This window comes from Ligilactobacillus agilis (assembly GCF_025311475.1).
GTDB classification, from domain to species: domain Bacteria; phylum Bacillota; class Bacilli; order Lactobacillales; family Lactobacillaceae; genus Ligilactobacillus; species Ligilactobacillus agilis.
In genome coordinates this window covers 1,759,541-1,775,916 of the sequence record NZ_CP104397.1, presented here as the reverse complement: position 1 = coordinate 1,775,916, position 16,376 = coordinate 1,759,541, and the positions used below count along the sequence as shown (strand labels likewise).

Annotated in this window: 16 protein-coding genes and 2 tRNA genes; 12 read left to right on the top strand and 6 right to left on the bottom strand. The window is 40.8% G+C overall.

What is annotated here, in order from left to right:
* Positions 1-6: 6 nt before the first annotated feature.
* Positions 7-1,248, top strand: coding sequence for a DEAD/DEAH box helicase (locus N4597_RS08940; protein WP_094130477.1), 1,242 nt, complete (start codon positions 7-9; stop codon positions 1,246-1,248).
* 72 nt (positions 1,249-1,320) lie between these two features.
* Positions 1,321-1,737 carry a DUF3284 domain-containing protein gene (locus N4597_RS08935; protein WP_170091688.1) on the top strand — a complete coding sequence of 139 codons (417 nt, stop codon included), beginning with the start codon at positions 1,321-1,323 and terminating at the stop codon, positions 1,735-1,737.
* Between the two features lie 59 nt (positions 1,738-1,796).
* Here the strand turns inward: N4597_RS08935 and N4597_RS08930 are convergent.
* Positions 1,797-1,870, bottom strand: a tRNA-Arg gene (locus tag N4597_RS08930).
* A gap of 56 nt (positions 1,871-1,926) precedes the next feature.
* On the bottom strand, positions 1,927-3,159 hold the full coding sequence (locus N4597_RS08925; RefSeq protein WP_260903516.1) for an aminopeptidase: 1,233 nt from the start codon (positions 3,157-3,159) through the stop codon (positions 1,927-1,929).
* 109 nt (positions 3,160-3,268) lie between these two features.
* Here N4597_RS08925 and wecB point away from each other — a divergent pair, with 109 nt between their 5' ends.
* Positions 3,269-4,405 carry a non-hydrolyzing UDP-N-acetylglucosamine 2-epimerase gene (gene wecB / locus N4597_RS08920; protein ID WP_260903514.1) on the top strand — a complete coding sequence of 379 codons (1,137 nt, stop codon included), beginning with the start codon at positions 3,269-3,271 and terminating at the stop codon, positions 4,403-4,405.
* Positions 4,406-4,468: 63 nt separating this feature from the next.
* Positions 4,469-4,541 (top strand) — tRNA-Thr (locus N4597_RS08915).
* A 294-nt stretch (positions 4,542-4,835) separates the two neighbouring features.
* Here the strand turns inward: N4597_RS08915 and N4597_RS08910 are convergent.
* A complete protein-coding gene (locus N4597_RS08910) occupies positions 4,836-5,750 on the bottom strand; it encodes an L-lactate dehydrogenase (protein ID WP_050610869.1) in 915 nt (304 codons plus the stop codon).
* A gap of 157 nt (positions 5,751-5,907) precedes the next feature.
* On the opposite strand from N4597_RS08910, the gene N4597_RS08905 reads away from it, so the two are divergent.
* From N4597_RS08905 to N4597_RS08890, 4 genes are all read left to right on the top strand, one after another.
* On the top strand, positions 5,908-6,342 hold the full coding sequence (locus N4597_RS08905; protein WP_056976312.1) for a CopY/TcrY family copper transport repressor: 435 nt from the start codon (positions 5,908-5,910) through the stop codon (positions 6,340-6,342).
* Positions 6,343-6,564: 222 nt separating this feature from the next.
* Complete coding sequence (locus N4597_RS08900) at positions 6,565-7,098, top strand: TetR/AcrR family transcriptional regulator (RefSeq protein ID WP_094130469.1); 534 nt, start codon at positions 6,565-6,567, stop codon at positions 7,096-7,098.
* A 182-nt stretch (positions 7,099-7,280) separates the two neighbouring features.
* Complete coding sequence (locus tag N4597_RS08895; protein WP_050610872.1) at positions 7,281-7,727, top strand: MarR family winged helix-turn-helix transcriptional regulator; 447 nt, start codon at positions 7,281-7,283, stop codon at positions 7,725-7,727.
* A 76-nt stretch (positions 7,728-7,803) separates the two neighbouring features.
* Positions 7,804-9,192, top strand: a complete 1,389-nt coding sequence (locus N4597_RS08890) for a flavocytochrome c (protein WP_172585337.1) — start codon at positions 7,804-7,806, stop codon at positions 9,190-9,192.
* 74 nt (positions 9,193-9,266) lie between these two features.
* Here the strand turns inward: N4597_RS08890 and gdhA are convergent, their stop codons facing one another.
* The 3 genes from gdhA to N4597_RS08875 form a co-directional block, all read right to left on the bottom strand.
* Positions 9,267-10,601, bottom strand: coding sequence for an NADP-specific glutamate dehydrogenase (gene gdhA, locus N4597_RS08885; protein WP_089144413.1), 1,335 nt, complete (start codon positions 10,599-10,601; stop codon positions 9,267-9,269).
* A 119-nt stretch (positions 10,602-10,720) separates the two neighbouring features.
* Positions 10,721-11,599: a LysR family transcriptional regulator gene (locus tag N4597_RS08880; protein WP_172585433.1), complete on the bottom strand. Its 879-nt coding sequence runs from the start codon at positions 11,597-11,599 to the stop codon at positions 10,721-10,723.
* A 308-nt stretch (positions 11,600-11,907) separates the two neighbouring features.
* Positions 11,908-13,305, bottom strand: a complete 1,398-nt coding sequence (locus N4597_RS08875; RefSeq protein WP_260903506.1) for an RNA-guided endonuclease InsQ/TnpB family protein — start codon at positions 13,303-13,305, stop codon at positions 11,908-11,910.
* Positions 13,306-13,370: 65 nt separating this feature from the next.
* On the opposite strand from N4597_RS08875, the gene tnpA reads away from it, so the two are divergent.
* The 4 genes from tnpA to N4597_RS08855 all read left to right on the top strand — a co-directional run bounded on the left by tnpA (position 13,371) and on the right by N4597_RS08855 (position 16,283).
* Positions 13,371-13,811 (top strand): IS200/IS605 family transposase, encoded by a 441-nt coding sequence (gene tnpA / locus N4597_RS08870; protein ID WP_260903503.1) that lies wholly within the window; start codon positions 13,371-13,373, stop codon positions 13,809-13,811.
* Positions 13,812-13,935: 124 nt separating this feature from the next.
* Positions 13,936-14,526 (top strand): ECF transporter S component, encoded by a 591-nt coding sequence (locus N4597_RS08865; RefSeq protein WP_056976302.1) that lies wholly within the window; start codon positions 13,936-13,938, stop codon positions 14,524-14,526.
* Positions 14,526-15,113 (top strand): glycoside hydrolase family 73 protein, encoded by a 588-nt coding sequence (locus tag N4597_RS08860; RefSeq protein ID WP_260903500.1) that lies wholly within the window; start codon positions 14,526-14,528, stop codon positions 15,111-15,113. The genes N4597_RS08865 and N4597_RS08860 overlap by 1 nt, the downstream gene beginning before the upstream one ends.
* Before the next feature lie 39 nt (positions 15,114-15,152).
* Positions 15,153-16,283, top strand: a complete 1,131-nt coding sequence (locus tag N4597_RS08855) for an ATP-grasp domain-containing protein (protein ID WP_172578628.1) — start codon at positions 15,153-15,155, stop codon at positions 16,281-16,283.
* Positions 16,284-16,376 lie beyond the last annotated feature (93 nt).

The window sequence follows — 16,376 nt, the reverse complement described above, 5'->3', positions numbered from 1 at the left end:
ATTTTTATGAATCAAAAGTTTGAAGCACAGTTTAAAGAAGCGGGGTTTACAAAGCTAGCTCCGATTCAAGAGGCGGTTTACCCACTATTAGCTGCGGGTAAAGATGTTTTAGGGTTGGCCCCTACGGGTTCAGGGAAAACTTTGGCTTATAGCTGGCCACTGTTAGAAAGCCTTCTTCCAGGCGATGGGGTCCAATTGCTAATCTTAGCGCCTTCCCAGGAATTGGCGGCCCAGTTGACTGACGTTATTAGACCGTGGGCAAAATTACTTAATTTGAATGTAACTTCTGTCATTGGGGGGGCTAACGTTAAACGGCAAGTAGAAAAATTGAAGAAACGGCCCGAAGTAGTTGTTGGAACCCCAGGCCGCCTGTTGAGTCTAGCCAACGACAAGAAGTTAAAGTTACACACCCTTACGAGCATTGTGATTGACGAGGCCGATGAACTTTTGGGCCAAGAACAAACCCTAACAACCTGCCGTGAACTGGTAAGCAAAGCCCCAGCCGAAACTCAGTTGGCCTTCTTTTCTGCCACTAAAAATCAGATTTTAGACGAACTTCATAAGTGGTTTGGGGTAGAGGTTACGGTGGTAGATGTTAGACAACAAGACCATACCCAAGGAGAGGTTACCCATTATCTGATTGAGACTCCGACTAGAAAGCGGGTAGAGGCCTTACGCAAACTGGCTAACGTTGATGGCTTTTATGGCCTGGTCTTCTTTAAGCAGGCCGCCACGTTAAAGGACGTTGCCGAAAAATTAAGACATCATCATGTTCCTTTAGCCACCCTCAGTAGTGAACAACGACAAGTCGACCGGCAAGCAGCGCTACGAGCTTTGCGAAAACGGGAAATTAGGTTGCTATTAACAACAGATTTAGCTGCCCGGGGATTGGATATTAAGGAATTACCAGCAGTGGTAAACTACGACCTTCCACACAGTCACAACACCTACGTTCACCGGGTTGGACGGACAGGGCGTATGGGAGCCAAGGGGATGGTAGTCAACCTAGGAAACGAGCATGATTTGCGTTTATTTAAGCAATTGATTCGTAAAGAAGCCTACCAATTCATGACTGCTTATCTGTACGAAGGGCAAATTGTAACGGAATTACCGGAAAAAAGTAGTCCTAAGGTAAAGAAACCAAAGAAAGCTTCTAAACCTGTTCAAGCTGTGACTGAAAAGGTCCGTAAACATAAAAAGAAGCGCAAGCGTGATCAAAAAAATAAGGGGAAGCGGCGCGCTAAGTAAAAATCTTCGCAATTACAATAAGATTGCGGTACACTAGAAGAAAGATTTGGATTCAGAAAAGAGTTGATGATGATGAAGGTAAAGACCAAACTGAATGTGTCAGCCGAATTTTTATATCAACGGCTAATTCAAACAGCCTTGGATGATTTAAGTCAAGAGTTGGGTTACCAGGCCGTAGCAAGTGAATTAGCGGGGGCTAAGTATCAGGCTGGAAACGAAGAGCATAAGGCGGCAGTGACTGTTTTAGCTGCCGAGCAAAATCAAAGTTATCATTACATGGTTGAATTAGCCCAAGGCCAACTGATGCGAAGCTACGACTTAAAGAAATTAGGGGCCAATCAGGTTGAGTTAGTTTATCAAAGTCAGCTCGTTGCTAAAAATTGGTTAGCTAAGTTTGAATTAGCGATAAGTGACTTCTTTTTAGGGTGGCTTAAGAGCTATAATTATAAGAAGCTACTCAAACAGCTGGAACTGAGCTATAGCTTGTAATCAAAGAGTAAATAAGCGCCGGGTTCGTTTTCTAAAATGAACCCGGCGCTTATTTTCGATGTGCTTGATCGGAATTGAACCGATGACCTACCGCTTAGGAGGCGGTTGCTCTATCCTGCTGAGCTACAAGCACAAAACTTTCCACACTTAATAAGTATAGAAAGTTTTTTAAATTATGTCAATGACTTCTTAGGCCCAATCACCATTTCTGAAGACGGGAACAAGGCTGCCATCGGCTTTGATGCCATCAATATTCATATCGCTAGATCCAACCATGAAATCAACGTGGGTTTGAGAAACGTTGACCCCATGAGCTAGGAGTTCTTCGTCTGTCATGTTCGTTCCTCCTTGAACGTTGGTTGGATAAGCAGCGCCCAAAGCTAGGTGGTCACTAGCGTTTTCGTCAAAGAGGGTGTTAAAGAAGGTGATACCTGACTGAGAGATTGGGGAAGGGTCAGGTACTAAAGAAACTTCTCCCAATGAGCGTGCCCCTGGAAGTTCTAGCAGGTGGTCGAGGACGGCTTGGCCTTTTTTAGCGGTGGCTTCAACGATTTGACCGTCCTTAAATGTGAATTTCATATCCTCCAAGATATTACCGGCATAACTCAGTGGCTTAGTAGAACAAATGTAGCCATCAATCCGGTGGCAATCAGCGGCGGTAAAGACTTCTTCAGTCGGCATGTTAGCCATGAAGGAAATTCCATCAGGAGTTAAGCTGCTAGCCGCTTCCCAAATATGGTTTTTAGGCAAACCAACGGTAAAATCGGTTAGAGGCGAAGTATAGTGAAGCGCTGAGAATTGTTCTTGATTCAACCACTCAGCTTTAGAACGCAGTTGTTGGTCATGGGCCTTCCAAGCTGCAATTGGGTCTGCTTCATTAATCCGGCAAGCCTTAAAGATTTCTTCCCACAGGCGGCTAACTGCATCTTGGCCAGCTAGGTCAGGGAAAACCTTTTTAGCCCAGGCTTCATCGGCCGCGCCAACCACCGTCCAACTGAGGTCGTTATTTTGAGTGGCCTTACGTACAGATAGTAAGGCTTGCCCCATGGTCTTTTGATTTTGCGCAATCCGCTTTTGGTCAATGCCAGCGTAAGCACCAGGATCTTCAGAAACCACGGAAATCCGGGCAGCCTTCTTGGCAACGATATACTCGGCTTCCTTAACGATATATTCAGGGGCATTACTTAATCGTTCTGCGGAGGCGCATTTTAAGAATTGGCGGTTACTAAAAGTGTCGCTCCATTTAACAATAACTTCGCTAGCTCCGGCTTGATAGGCCTTCTCGACTAGTAAGTGAGCCAATTTTTGTTGGGTTACGGAGATGTATAAGACAACCGCTTGGCCTTTTTGAACATTGACCCCAACTTCAATGATGAGTTGGGCGTACTTTGCAAGTTTTTCTTCAAAATTTGTCATAGTCATTAAATCACCTCGAAATTTTACTTAGCTTTAATTTACCATAAAAATTCAAAAAATGCCTAGTTAGACCTATGGTATAATGTAAAGGATTAAATTAGAGGGAGGGCTTTTTTTGGACAAAATTAAAGTAATGACGGTATTTGGTACCAGACCCGAGGCGATTAAGATGGCCCCCTTAGTGCTAGCCTTGCAGACGGATGAACAGTTTGAAGCGGTAACGACTGTAACGGCCCAACATCGGGAAATGCTCGATCAAGTTTTGGAAATCTTTAAGATAGTACCTGATTATGATTTAAATATCATGCATAAAGAACAAACGTTGACTGAAATTACAGCCAATGTATTGACCAAGTTAGATCAGGTAATTAAAACAGTTAAACCAGATATAATCTTGGTTCACGGGGATACAACAACGACCTTTGCTGCCAGTGTTGCCGCCTTTTATAACCAGGTGGCAATCGGACACGTTGAGGCAGGTTTGCGGACCTGGAACAAGTATTCTCCATTCCCAGAAGAAATGAACCGGCAAATGACAGACGACTTAGCGGATTTATACTTTGCGCCGACAGAAGAGAGTAAGGCCAACCTGCTAAAGGAAAATCAGGCCGCTGCTAAAATTTTTGTAACTGGTAATACGGCTATCGATGCTTTGAAGCAAACGGTAAGCTCTGACTATCAACACGAACTGCTGGCTAAGCTTGATCCTGGGCACAAATTAATTTTGGTGACGATGCACCGGCGGGAAAACCAAGGCCAGCCGATGGCAAGAGTTTTTAGGACCTTACTAGAAGTGGTTGAGCAAAGACCAGAGGTTGAAGTAATCTACCCAGTGCATTTAAGTCCTAAGGTACAAAAATTGGCTCACGAAATTTTAGGTAAGCATGAGCGCATCCATTTGATTGCTCCCTTAGATGTGGTTGATTTTCATAACTTGGCTGCCAAAAGTTACTTTATCATGACAGATTCTGGTGGGGTCCAAGAAGAAGCACCATCGTTAGGTAAACCAGTCTTGGTCTTAAGGGATACCACTGAACGACCAGAGGGTGTCAGTGCGGGAACGTTGAAATTAGTGGGAACTGAACCTGCTAAGGTTAAAGCGGCGATGTTAGAGTTACTAGATGACCCTAATATTTATCAACAAATGGCGCAAGCTCAGAATCCATATGGGGATGGGCAAGCTAGTCAACGGATTTTGGCCGCAATTGCCTATCATTTCGGGCTTAGTGAGCAACGACCAAAAGAATTTTAAAAAAATTGCCAAAAAAGTTTGCAATTAAATTAGTTATCTGATATATTATTTATATCAGGTTTTGCTGACTTAGCTCAGTTGGTAGAGCAACGCACTAGTAATGCGTAGGTCGAAGGTTCAAGTCCTTTAGTCAGCATCTGAAGTAACACGCTAGTTTTTGGACTAGCGTGTTTTTTTGTCATTAATTTAACTAATTAAAAGTAAGTTAAATTAATAGACCTAACCTTAAAAGTATGTTACACTCACTAAAACGTTGAAAAAGTGAGGTGAGCTAATGGAGTTGATTCTATCAATCGCAGCTTTTGCGGGGTTATTGTTTTTAAGTGACTATAAGCGTAAGTAAATAAGCTGGGGGACTTTTTTATGACGGCAAATCAAAAAGACCAGTCAAGTGGAATAAACTACTTGACTGGTTTCTTTAATTATCAGGTTATTTAACGGAAGCAACCTTTTCAGCGATGAAGTTGGCTGAAGAGGTAAGTTTGTCTTCTTCTTCTTTAGTTAAAGGAACATGGTTAACTGCTTCTACCCCGTTTGCACCAATAACTGCAGGATAGCCCACGTAACAACCATACTTTTCTACAAAGACTGAAGCTGGGCAAGCCAAGTGAGCATCAGCTAAGACAGCTTGGGCAAGTTTTACGGCACAGGTAGCGATTGCGTAGGAAGTAAACTTCTTACCGTGGAAGACTAGCCAGCCACCGCGCCGAGCCTGGTTATCAAGATCGGGTAAATCGAGTTGCTTTTCAGCTGCCACTTCGGCCATGGGATGATCTTTGACGCGAACAGTTGACCAAGCAGTGAATTGGGATTCACCGTGTTCACCTAAAACATAACCGGTAACGTTCTTAGGGTCTTCACCTAAAGCTTGACCGACAGCGCGTTGCATTCTAGCGGTATCAAGGAAAGTACCGGTTCCTACAACTTGATTGTGTGGTAGACCAGTATAACGAACAAGGAGAGTAGCGATAACATCACAAGGGTTAGTGACGTTGACAATCACGCCGTTAAAGCCACTTTCTTTAATTTTTTGCCCAACCTCTTTAACTTGAGCAACATTATGGTCGAATTCGCCAAAACGGTTACCACCATCAGAAAGAGCACGAATGTTACCAAAGGTGGTGATGATGACATCTGCATCCTTAAGGCTAGCATAGTCTTGAATCTTAATCTTAGTACTGGTATCGATACGAGCGAGCATATCGAGTAGGTCGTATTGTTCTGCGACCACCTTATCTTCATTCTTGTCGATTAAGACGAGCTCATCAACTAAGCCCTTAGTAACTAATGTGTAGGCTACGGTAGCACCGACGTGTCCGAGCCCGATAACAGCGAGTTTGCGCATATAAAAGCCTCCATTTCAAAACAAACTATGATTATATTATTACACTAAAAATTAATTTTTCAAGTGAAAAATGAGATTTGGGTTAATTTAATTTTGAATAGGTAAAAACTTTAAAAGTTAAGGTACTTTTAGTAAGATAAAGGTGAGGTGACCGTTAATGAATGAACGCGTAGAAATTAGTAACTCTGAGTGGGAAGTAATGCGGATTTTATGGACCTTGCAGGCAGCGACCAGTCGGCAGATTATTGACTTACTGGCTGAAAAGTTAGGCTGGAAAGAAGCGACAACTAAGACTTATATCAGTAGGTTAGTTACTAAGAAGTATGTCAAAACAGAAAAAAGGGGGCGGGCTTACCTCTACTTACCGGCAGTAGAGGAAGAAGCGACAATTACGGAACAACTATTAGCCAGCTTTGCTAAGATTTGTCAGAAACATATCGGGCAAACTCTGGCAAATGTAGTAAGAGAGATTCCCCTTAGTCAAGCCGATATTGAAGAGGTTAGTCGAATTTTGGCGGCTAAGCAAAAGACCGCCCCGCTTGAGCTTGAGTGTGATTGTTTACCAAAGGGACATAAGGCTAAGCATTGCTAATTATTATATAGTAGGAAAGTTATGTTGGTTGTTGACAGAAGCTGCTAATTTTTAGTGTGATTTGACAGAAGTTGACAGAATTAAGGCTAAATTGCGGCCTTTTTTAACAGAAATTAGTGCCAGTGAGAATCGTATTTTGTAGTCAATTTTTAGTGGTAATCAGATTAGGGTTTATGGTAGTATAGGAAAGTGAGTATTTTAGAGGGGAAGGAATGCTACATAATGAGTCAGTTGCAAGAAAAACGTAAGAATTCGTTAGCGCTAAGTTTTCAAGAATTATTACGCTCTGAGCCGTTAGAAAAGATAACGGTTGAGCAGATTTGTCGAAAGGCAGACGTTCATAGAAGTACTTTCTACAGATATTTTCAAGATAAGTATGACTTATTACGTTATGCATTCGAACATTTCTTAATTGCACGCATTGATGAAGAAGATTTGATTGGTTCAACTATTAGCATGATTAGTAAAGAAAAACAACTTTTTCGCAATATCTCAGTCAACAATGATAGTAGCTTCTTATTATGGCAGATGCTGGAGATGCTAAGTGAACGCCTTTTGGTCAGTGCTAAAAATGGAAAATTAGAAAGTACTCCCTGGCTTGCCCGTGAATTAAATAGTTCACAGTATCCGCAACTAGCTGCTGATATGGTTGCGGGCGCTTTTTTAACCTTACTGTATAAATGGATTAACAGTAATTACCAAATGGAACCTAAGCAGTTAGCAAATTTTTTAGGCCAACTTGGTAAAATAGAATAAGATATTTAAGATATATAATTTTTCAAAAAAAAAAAAAACACAAAATATTTTATACTTTTTAATTTACTTTGGGGACAATCTATTTTAAAATAAGGGTAGTGGTATCGCTAACCTAAAGATTGTTAATGTTATACAAAAAAAGCGCTAATGGCAGCGCAATTAATTTAGAGGAGGGCGTAATGGTGAGTTCATTACAGAAATCAATGATTAATTTGGCGCAGGTTTTGCGCTTACGTGAGCATCAAAAGAGTTTCAAGGAATTAGAGAAACTAGGCGCAATCGATGTTTATTATTTGGAGGCAATCTATCAACTTAAGGAACCAACGATTGGGACCATCTCTAAGTTGTTAGGACAATCCACACCTAACACTAATTACCACATTAAGAAGCTAATCAACTTAGGCTTGATTGAAAAGCGGATTGATGATGTGGATCGGCGCGTGACTCACTTATTAGTAACTGACAAGTATTCTGAATTAATTAATTCTGACGAAGATTTTTGGGCCCGGATGCAAGACCGGTTGGAAAGTGAAGTGGCTCCAACCGACTTGGCTATTTTCCAACGGGTTTTACGACAAACAATTGAAATTATTGGGGAAGAAAATCGTCAGGATTCAGTAATTGGATAATAGATGAAGAGATTTTAGTACTGCATTTGACGAAGAGGAGGTCAAGTGCAGTTTTTTTATTAAGCGAGGATTAAAGATGCAAACAAAAATTCAAACGGCAAATATTGATAGCTTAGAAAAAGAGTATGACTTGGTAATTGTTGGTTCTGGTGCAACTGGCTTAGTAAGTGCCCTTCAAGCTAAGCGCCTCGGCTTGAAGGTGGCCGTAATTGAGAAGATGGCATCCTTAGGTGGAAATACGATGCGGGCTTCTTCCGGTATGAATGCTGCCGAAACCGAGGTTCAATTAGCTAACGGAGTCATTGATGATTTTACAGCCTTTTATCAAGAAACCCTTCAAGGTGGGGGAAAACTAAACGACAAGGAGTTACTCGAATACTTTGTAACTCACGCTCCCTTGGCAATCGAGTGGCTAGCAAAGCAAGGAATTGTGCTTAGTGATTTAACCATCTCGGGAGGAATGAGTCAAAAGCGGATGCACCGGCCCCAGTCAATGGCTCCGATTGGTGCTTACTTAATCAAGGGTTTGTTAGCCCGTTGTGTTGCCGAAGCCATCCCTCTTTTTACGGACACTAAGCTGGTGGCGATAAAGAAAGCAGCTGAAAAAATTACCGGCATTACAGTCGCTGGCACTGACGGTAAAGAAGTAGAGGTCGGGGTTAAAGCGTTGCTTTTAGCCACCGGTGGTTTTGGGGCTAATGCCAACTTAATTGCACAATACCAACCACAATTGGCAAACTATAAAACAACTAACCACGCCGGGGCTAGTGGGGATGGCTTGTTATTGGCCCAAAAATTAGGGGCCCAGCTAGTGGATATGAATTTTATCCAGGTGCACCCCACTGTCCAACAAGACTTTGACCACACGTACTTAATTGGGGAAGCTGTTCGGGGAGAAGGGGCCATTTTGGTTAACAAAAATGGCGAACGGTTTGTAAACGAACTGGCAACTAGGAAGCGGGTAACCGCTGCGATTACGGCCCTAAATGAAAATGGCGCTTACCTAATTTTTGACCAAACCGTCAGACAGCGGGTAAAAGCAATCGAATTTTACGATAAGGTTGGCTTAGTAGTAACCGGAGCTAGTTTAGCGGAGTTAGCCACGAAACTGGCACTGCCTAAAGAAAACTTAAGCCAGACTCTGTCAAACTGGAATCAAGCGGTAGCTACACGCACAGATTGCCAATTTGGCCGCAAGACAGGCTTAGTTACATTAAACCAAGCTCCATACTACGCAATCCATATTGCTCCCGGGATTCACTACACCATGGGGGGATTGCATATCAATGCTAAAACCCAGGTATTAGATGAAGACGGGCAGGTTATTTCTGGTCTGTATGCAGCTGGTGAAGTAGCTGGGGGCTTACATGGGAATAACCGGATTGGTGGTAATTCGATTGCCGAAACGGTTGTGTTTGGTTTGCAAGCCGGTAAGCAGGCGGCTAAGTACATTTTAGGAAAATAAGCACCTCAAAAAGCGAGTCATAATCCTGACTAGGGGATATGACTCGCTTTTTTTAATTAAAATTAAGTTTTAAATTAAACCACACCTTGGGCTTCCATTGCTTCTGCAACCTTAAGGAAACCGGCAATGTTAGCGCCGGCCACGTAATCGCCATCAAGACCATACTTCTTAGCGGCAGCTGCAATGTTGTGGTAGATATTAACCATAATATCTTTAAGTTTGCCGTCAACTTCTTCAAAGCTCCAAGCTAGTCGCTCGGAATTTTGACTCATTTCTAGGGCAGAAACGGCTACCCCGCCGGCATTGCTTGCTTTACCAGGGACAAAGAGGACCTTATTTTCTTGGAGGTACTTAGTTGCTTCAAGGGTAGTTGGCATGTTAGCCCCTTCGCAAACAGCTACCACCCCGTTAGCTACTAATTGCTTAGCATCATCAAGGTTTAATTCGTTTTGAGTTGCACATGGAAGGGCAACGTCTGTCTTAACAGTCCAAACCCCACGACCTTCATGGTAAACGGCACTAGGTCTATTAGCTGCGTATTCAGTTAGGCGGGCACGCTTAACTTCTTTAACTTCCTTAAGTAAGGCAACGTCGACCCCTTCAGGATCATAAACCCAACCGGTAGAGTCGGAGCAAGTTACGACCTTAGCCCCTAATTGTTGTGCCTTTTCAATAGCATAGATAGCAACATTGCCGGCCCCGGAAACAGTTACGGTTTTACCCTGCAAATCATGACCATGGTCTTTAAGTAAGGCATCTACAAGGTAGAGCAGACCATAACCAGTGGCTTCAGTTCTAGCAAGGGACCCACCAAATGTTAGGCCCTTACCAGTCAACACGCCTTCATAAGTTGACTTTAGGCGCTTATATTGGCCAAAGAGATAACCAATTTCACGACCGCCAGTTCCAATATCACCGGCAGGGACATCGATGTCTGCCCCAATGTATTTATAAAGTTCAGTCATAAAGCTTTGACAGAAGGCCATGATTTCACGGTCGGACTTACCTTTAGGGTCAAAGTCCGAGCCCCCTTTAGCCCCGCCGATTGGAAGGGAAGTAAGGGCGTTTTTGAAGACTTGTTCAAAGCCTAAGAACTTAATAATTCCGAGGTATACAGATGGATGGAGTCGTAAGCCGCCCTTGTAAGGACCGATAGCATTATTAAATTGCACTCGGTAACCATTGTTAACTTGAACTTGACCTTGGTCATCGACCCAACTTACTCTAAATAGCAGTTGGCGATCAGGAGTGGTGAGTCGTTCAAGGAGGGCTTCTTTGCGATACTTAGCCTCATCAGCTTCGATGACAGGGCGTAGAGATTCTAGCACTTCTTTAACTGCTTGGTGGAATTCTGGTTGGCTAGGGTTTTGGGCTACGACACGATTATAAACTTCATCAACATAGGACATAAGCATACCTCCAATTATGAAAAAACATAAGTGATTTTTTAACAGGTCAATTATACCTTAGAAATAAATTAAAAATCAACTAAAAAAACAAAATATTTCCTAGTTGATTTTTAATCTTATTATTGGTTATCCTGGAATACCTTGAAAACAGCTGCTTGTTGTTCGGTTAGAATATGATTAGTTCGTGATGCTAATGAAGTGATGAAGGTTGGTTGGCCCTCGTCAAGAATATCTAAGGCAACAAGTTCATCGCTAGGGAGAATAGCTAGGTCGGTCAAAAAGCCAATCCCAATATTTTGAGCAACGAGGGCCTTGATAATATGTAGGTCGTTGGTTTGATAGATAATCTTGGTCCGAATGTTGGCCGCTTTAGCTAATTGTTTTAGGGCGGTCGTATGTACAAAGCCCTGGGAGAAGTCAATGAACTTTTCTTTCTTTAAATCGCTAAAAGAAACCGCGCCCTTGTTAGCGAGGGGGTGTTGTTTAGAGACAATGATTTTGAAAGGATTGCTAGCGAGTTGGACCACCTTCAATTTAGGTTGCTTAATTGGTTCCAAGCTACCTAAAAGAGCGAGGTCAATATTACCGCGCAATAGGTGGGAAAGCATGTCAGTAGAGCCGCCCTCAAAGGTTTCTAATTGTTCCATAACCCCTGCTTTAAGAAGAGCGGGGGTAAATTTAGGAAAATAGTAGTTGCCGATAATTGGTGGGAGGCCAAAGAGAATTTTTTGTTCGCTGCCCCGTTTGATTTCTTTGGCAGCGATTTCTAATTCGTTTAAAATAGAAATAATGTGTTGGTCAAATTGATAGCCCATGTCAGTAACAACCAATTCTTTATGGGAGCGGTCCCGAATAAAGAAGGTAGTTTGATACTCAGCTTCTAGGCGTTTGATTGCAAGTGTAATCGTTGGTTGACTAACATCGAAGTAGGCGGCAACCTTTGAGAAGTTTTTTTCTTGGACTAATTTGTGATAGTACTCTAAACTTTTAATATTCATATGCGTATCCTCTATATAAGTAGTAATTATTTTTATTATAGCATTTTATTCCTAAATAAGTAGAGCCACTTTTTGAACTACCCGCGATTAAAATCGCAGAAATCGCGTCACGCGATTACATTACGTGTACATCAAAAAGCCATACACGCTCCGAACCTAGTTATAATGACTGGAAATACCGCCACTATACTAAATATATACTATTCACTAATTATCGCACCCATTTTGACTCGCTCAGGGTGATACGCATAATTTTGTGCTATTAGTTCGGTAGGATTTGGTTCCGTTTCCTAAAAAACTTCGTTTTTTTAAATTATTTCCACCAAGTTACTTGCGTTTAATTTAGGATAATCCCTTAATTTTACATGTTTTTCTGGGTGTAAGCCCCATTCCCTAATGTTTAAGGCTGCGTTATAATCCCTATCTACTTCTTTGCCAGTATATGCTGAAACATATATGCGTTTACCATCTTTATTAGTCTCTCTTAACTCGTGCTTTTCTTCATATTCAGTCCCATATTCTACTTGGCTAGTTTTATATGGATCCACTTTAATAAGGGTCTTATTTTGTTTATTTACCAATGATTCAACAATCTTCGATAATTCATAAGGTTTGATTAAAGCTAAGCGCTTATTCTTACCTGCATTTTGCGCTTTATTCAGTGACCAACTACGTTTTCTCATCTCAAAAGCATCTATCTTTTCGATGATGATAGTATCGAACTCGTCTACTAATTCGTGAACTAACTTTCTGTATGTTTCAGTTAAAAGATTAGCTCTTTTGGCACTTAATTTTGCTTGTTTACGTTGATATCTTTGCCATAAAGCAGTTTTACCACGCTTGTTGTATTCACTGTCTCTTAAAGATTTAAGTTTATCTTTTGCTGCTTCTAATTCATTAGCTTTTTTCACAATATCCTTAGGTATTGCTATGGTTTTATTTTCAGAAGTTCTAAATACTTCATTGTTAAACATGTTCCAATCTGCGCCAACAACTTTATTTTGAGAACTACGTTTCTTTTCACGAGTAAAGGTTATTTGTAGTCTAAATGTATTATCTGGTAATCTTTTAATCTTAGTTAAAGCTATCTCTTCAAAATTAAGATGCTTTAAATTCTCAAATACCATTATTTCTCCAAAATCGGCTACATTTAAATGGTGTGGTGAAACCAATTTGGTATTGCCCTTAGGCAATTTTTGTGAAGTAATTGTCCTAAATGAGTTATTATTCCGTAGAAAATTCATTGAACCTTTACGATACCATGAACGATGTTTAGGATTTTTGTGTTTCCCATCTTTATCTTTAGTAATGTTCATTCTGAGATTATATTTTTCCACAGCTGACATTTGCCCTGCTTGTTCTAATCTCTTACGATATTGAGAAAAATTAGTGAAGATTGTTTTCAAAAACTCATCGGCCGCGTGCGAAGATAATCCTAGTTTCTTAACATTCCAGCGGTTCAATTCATACTTTTCGTTGATAAACATTGCCTTAATTTTATTATTAAGGTAGTTTATTCCTTGCCCAAAAGGTAATGGTCTGCCAATATGTTTACGACCATAGGTCTTATATAGATATTTCAATGCAAATTGATATAACTCATTTTGTGTTTTGATTGCTTTTTCGTACAAGTCTATTTGTTGATAGCTTAAAGAAATATGATATTGTCTTGTGTAGCCGAATTTATTACGCTTCTTTTTAACCATTTATGTAACCTCCTTTCAAGAAATATATGTTATAATTATTGTAACATCGAAAGGGTGGTATGTAAATGATTATACATGAAGAAGGCTACGTTTATAACTTCAACTTTCACTTAGTTTTCGTTACTAAGTACCGCAGAAAAATATTTGACACTCAAGAAAAAGTAGCCGCTATGAAAGCTATTTTACAAAGACAAGCAGCTATTTCAGAAGTAACTGTTAGTCAACTAGAGGTTATGCCAGACCATGTACATATGTTAATTTCTTTTAAACCTAAATACGCTCCATCTAATATTGTTAAAAATCTTAAAGGAGCGTCAGCTAGAATATGGTTTAAAAAATATCCTGAAACTAAAAAATTATTGTGGGGTGGACATTTGTGGTCGCCTAGTTATTATATGGGGACTTTAGGTGATATGAGTAAAGAAGTTGTAGAAAGATATATTGAATCGCAATATACAGAAGCCATGAGAAGGCAACTTAAAGGCTATTATGGTAAAAATAGATAAGATAGTTTAGCGGGCTTGACTCCTGATTAAAATCAGAGGTTAAGCCCGTTTTATAATCAAGTTAGTTAAGTTCATGGTATAATAAAGGAAATTTTACCCAGGCTTAAAAGGTGAGGTGCAAAATGTGAACACTAAGCAAAAGTTAGTCAAGCGTGTAATAATTGCTTTATTTGCAGCGATTATTATTATTCAAAACTTTATTCCGTTTTTAGGTTACATTCCCTTAGGGCCCTTAAATTTAACGATTATTCACATTACGGTAATTGTGGTAGCTTTAAGTATGGGACCTTTGTACGGCGGAATTGTTGGTGGCATTTGGGGTGTGATTACATGGATTAGGGCCTTTGTATGGCCGACCAGTCCCTTAGCGACGATTGTCTTTGTTAATCCGCTAATTGCGATTTTACCCCGAATCTTGATTGGAATTGTAGCCGGAGGAAGTTTTAGCTGGCTAAAAAAACGGTTAGCCAAGCAGTCGAGTGCGATGGTGCTAGCGGCCATCTTGGGTTCGTTAACAAATACGCTCTTGGTCTTAGGGCAGATATACCTCTTTTACCGGGGCAAATCACAGGCAATGTATGCTTTAAATGTTAATGAGTTATTGCCTTACTTGTTGGGGGTAATTGCAACTAATGGATTACCTGAGGCAATTTTAGCCGGCTTGGTTAGTCCCTTGATTGCAGGCCCACTTAGGAAGAGGTTGAAAAATAATTAATGGTAAAAAGAAGGTCACGCCGTCAAGGTAATTTGGTTAACTACTTATTATTATTGATTTTGCTGGGACTGCTTTTTTGTTTAGTGTTTCCTTTTTTTAATAAACAGGAAGAAAGGGAGCCACAAACGGAGGTAAGAAAGGAGTTTATTGCCAGGATTGCCCCTTTGGCCCAAGCCGAGCAAAGAAAATATCGGATTAAGTCTAGTATCACGATTGCTCAAGCTGCCCTAGAGTCAGATTGGGGGCAGAGTCAATTGGCTAGTAAGTATAATAATTTATTTGGGGTTAAGGGAAATGAGCAAGATGGTACTTTACTAGCAACTAAAGAATATGTTAACGGCCAATGGATTACCGTTGAGGATTATTTTGTTGTTTATCCTAGTTGGAAGGCGGCAGTTGAAGCCCATAGCAAACTTTTTGTAGATGGTACGGGCTGGGATCACAACCATTACCAAGCCGTTTTGGAGGCTAGTGACTATAAGCAAGCAGCCCAGGCCTTGCAAGAGCGTGGTTATGCTACTGATCCAAATTACGCGGCCAAGTTAATCGAATTGATTGAACAATATCAACTTGATAGTTACGATTAAGCTAATCTTTATTAGAAAATGTGAAAGCGAGTTTTGATAATGGAAGACGAAATTTTATTTCCAGGAGCAACAATTGGAATTATCGGAGAAAGTCCGAACGGAATTATGTTAGAACAGGCGGCTCATAAATTAGGCTTTGATGTAATTGCTTACGGTCCTAACGAAGAGGCTCCCACTCTTAGGGGAGCTGATGTTAAAGTGGTAGGAACCTATACTGACCAAGCCAAGTTACAAGATTTTGCTCAAAGATGCAGTTTAGTAACCTATGAATCAGAAACAATTCCGGCACAAACGATTGCCTATTTGAGCCGGTTTACAAAGTTGCCTCAGGGAAGTGAAACCTTAGAGATTGTGCAAGATCGTCTTTTGGAGCGCACTTTCTTTGAACAAAGTAATTTAAACATTGCTCCTTACGCGACGATTGTTAATTTAGATGATGTTTACCAGGCAATCAGTTCCATTGGTTACCCTGCTATTTTAAAGCCAATTCAAAAGGGCTTTAGCAAAAAAATTGTCATCAAAAAGCAAACAGATATCGCTAAGTGCGCCGATATTATTGATCAAGGGACCTTTATCTTGGAATCAATGATTCCTTACCAAAAGGAATTGGCCGTAACCATGAGCAAGGATAAGAATGGTGACATTAAGTTTTATCCCCTAGTGGAAGCCGAGTACCGTCAAGGTAAGTTGCACCAGGTATTGGCGCCAGCACAAGTTGATAGTGACGTGGCTAACGAGATTAGACGGTTAAGTGAACTAGTGGTTAAGCAGGTTAAGTCAGTAGGGGTTATGACCTTATCATTCTTTTTAACCGAAACAGGTGCTTTATATGTTAAACGGTTGGTAACTGGGGTTAACAGTTTGGGCTATGTTTTTAGTCGGGCTGCCAACGTTGATATTTTTGAACAGCATTTACGGGTGCTAGCCAATATGCCCCTAGCTCAACCGGAATTAATTCAAGCTACGGGGATGGTTATGATTGAGCAGGATAAGCGCGAGGCTCTACGAACCCAGTGGCTTTTAAAAACTAATTGGCACTACCAGTTTTACCGCTACCCTAAGTCGATGACCACCCTCAATTGGGGACATGTCTTAGTAACGGGTGAATCTAGTCAAGCCATTAAAGAACAAGTAGCTGCGACGGGGATTTGGGATAAGTTAGAAGAGTAGTGTTCTTTTTAGTAAAGAAAATGAGAAATATTAGTAATGATTCATATTGTCTTGAAAAATGAGGACATTATGAATCATTTTTTATGGGGCAAG

Excerpts from the sequence above, each read along its gene's own strand:
- N4597_RS08905 (WP_056976312.1), top strand. The coding sequence starts at position 5,908 with ATGAATGAACGCGTAGAAATTAGTAACTCTGAGTGGGAAGTAATGCGG.
- N4597_RS08860 (WP_260903500.1), top strand. The coding sequence starts at position 14,526 with ATGGTAAAAAGAAGGTCACGCCGTCAAGGTAATTTGGTTAACTACTTA.
- N4597_RS08855 (WP_172578628.1), top strand. The coding sequence starts at position 15,153 with ATGGAAGACGAAATTTTATTTCCAGGAGCAACAATTGGAATTATCGGA.
- N4597_RS08925 (WP_260903516.1), bottom strand. The coding sequence starts at position 3,159 with ATGACTATGACAAATTTTGAAGAAAAACTTGCAAAGTACGCCCAACTC.
- N4597_RS08910 (WP_050610869.1), bottom strand. The coding sequence starts at position 5,750 with ATGCGCAAACTCGCTGTTATCGGGCTCGGACACGTCGGTGCTACCGTA.
- tnpA (WP_260903503.1), top strand. The coding sequence starts at position 13,371 with ATGATTATACATGAAGAAGGCTACGTTTATAACTTCAACTTTCACTTA.
- gdhA (WP_089144413.1), bottom strand. The coding sequence starts at position 10,601 with ATGTCCTATGTTGATGAAGTTTATAATCGTGTCGTAGCCCAAAACCCT.
- N4597_RS08890 (WP_172585337.1), top strand. The coding sequence starts at position 7,804 with ATGCAAACAAAAATTCAAACGGCAAATATTGATAGCTTAGAAAAAGAG.
- N4597_RS08880 (WP_172585433.1), bottom strand. The coding sequence starts at position 11,599 with ATGAATATTAAAAGTTTAGAGTACTATCACAAATTAGTCCAAGAAAAA.
- N4597_RS08900 (WP_094130469.1), top strand. The coding sequence starts at position 6,565 with ATGAGTCAGTTGCAAGAAAAACGTAAGAATTCGTTAGCGCTAAGTTTT.
- N4597_RS08935 (WP_170091688.1), top strand. The coding sequence starts at position 1,321 with ATGAAGGTAAAGACCAAACTGAATGTGTCAGCCGAATTTTTATATCAA.
- N4597_RS08940 (WP_094130477.1), top strand. The coding sequence starts at position 7 with ATGAATCAAAAGTTTGAAGCACAGTTTAAAGAAGCGGGGTTTACAAAG.
- N4597_RS08875 (WP_260903506.1), bottom strand. The coding sequence starts at position 13,305 with ATGGTTAAAAAGAAGCGTAATAAATTCGGCTACACAAGACAATATCAT.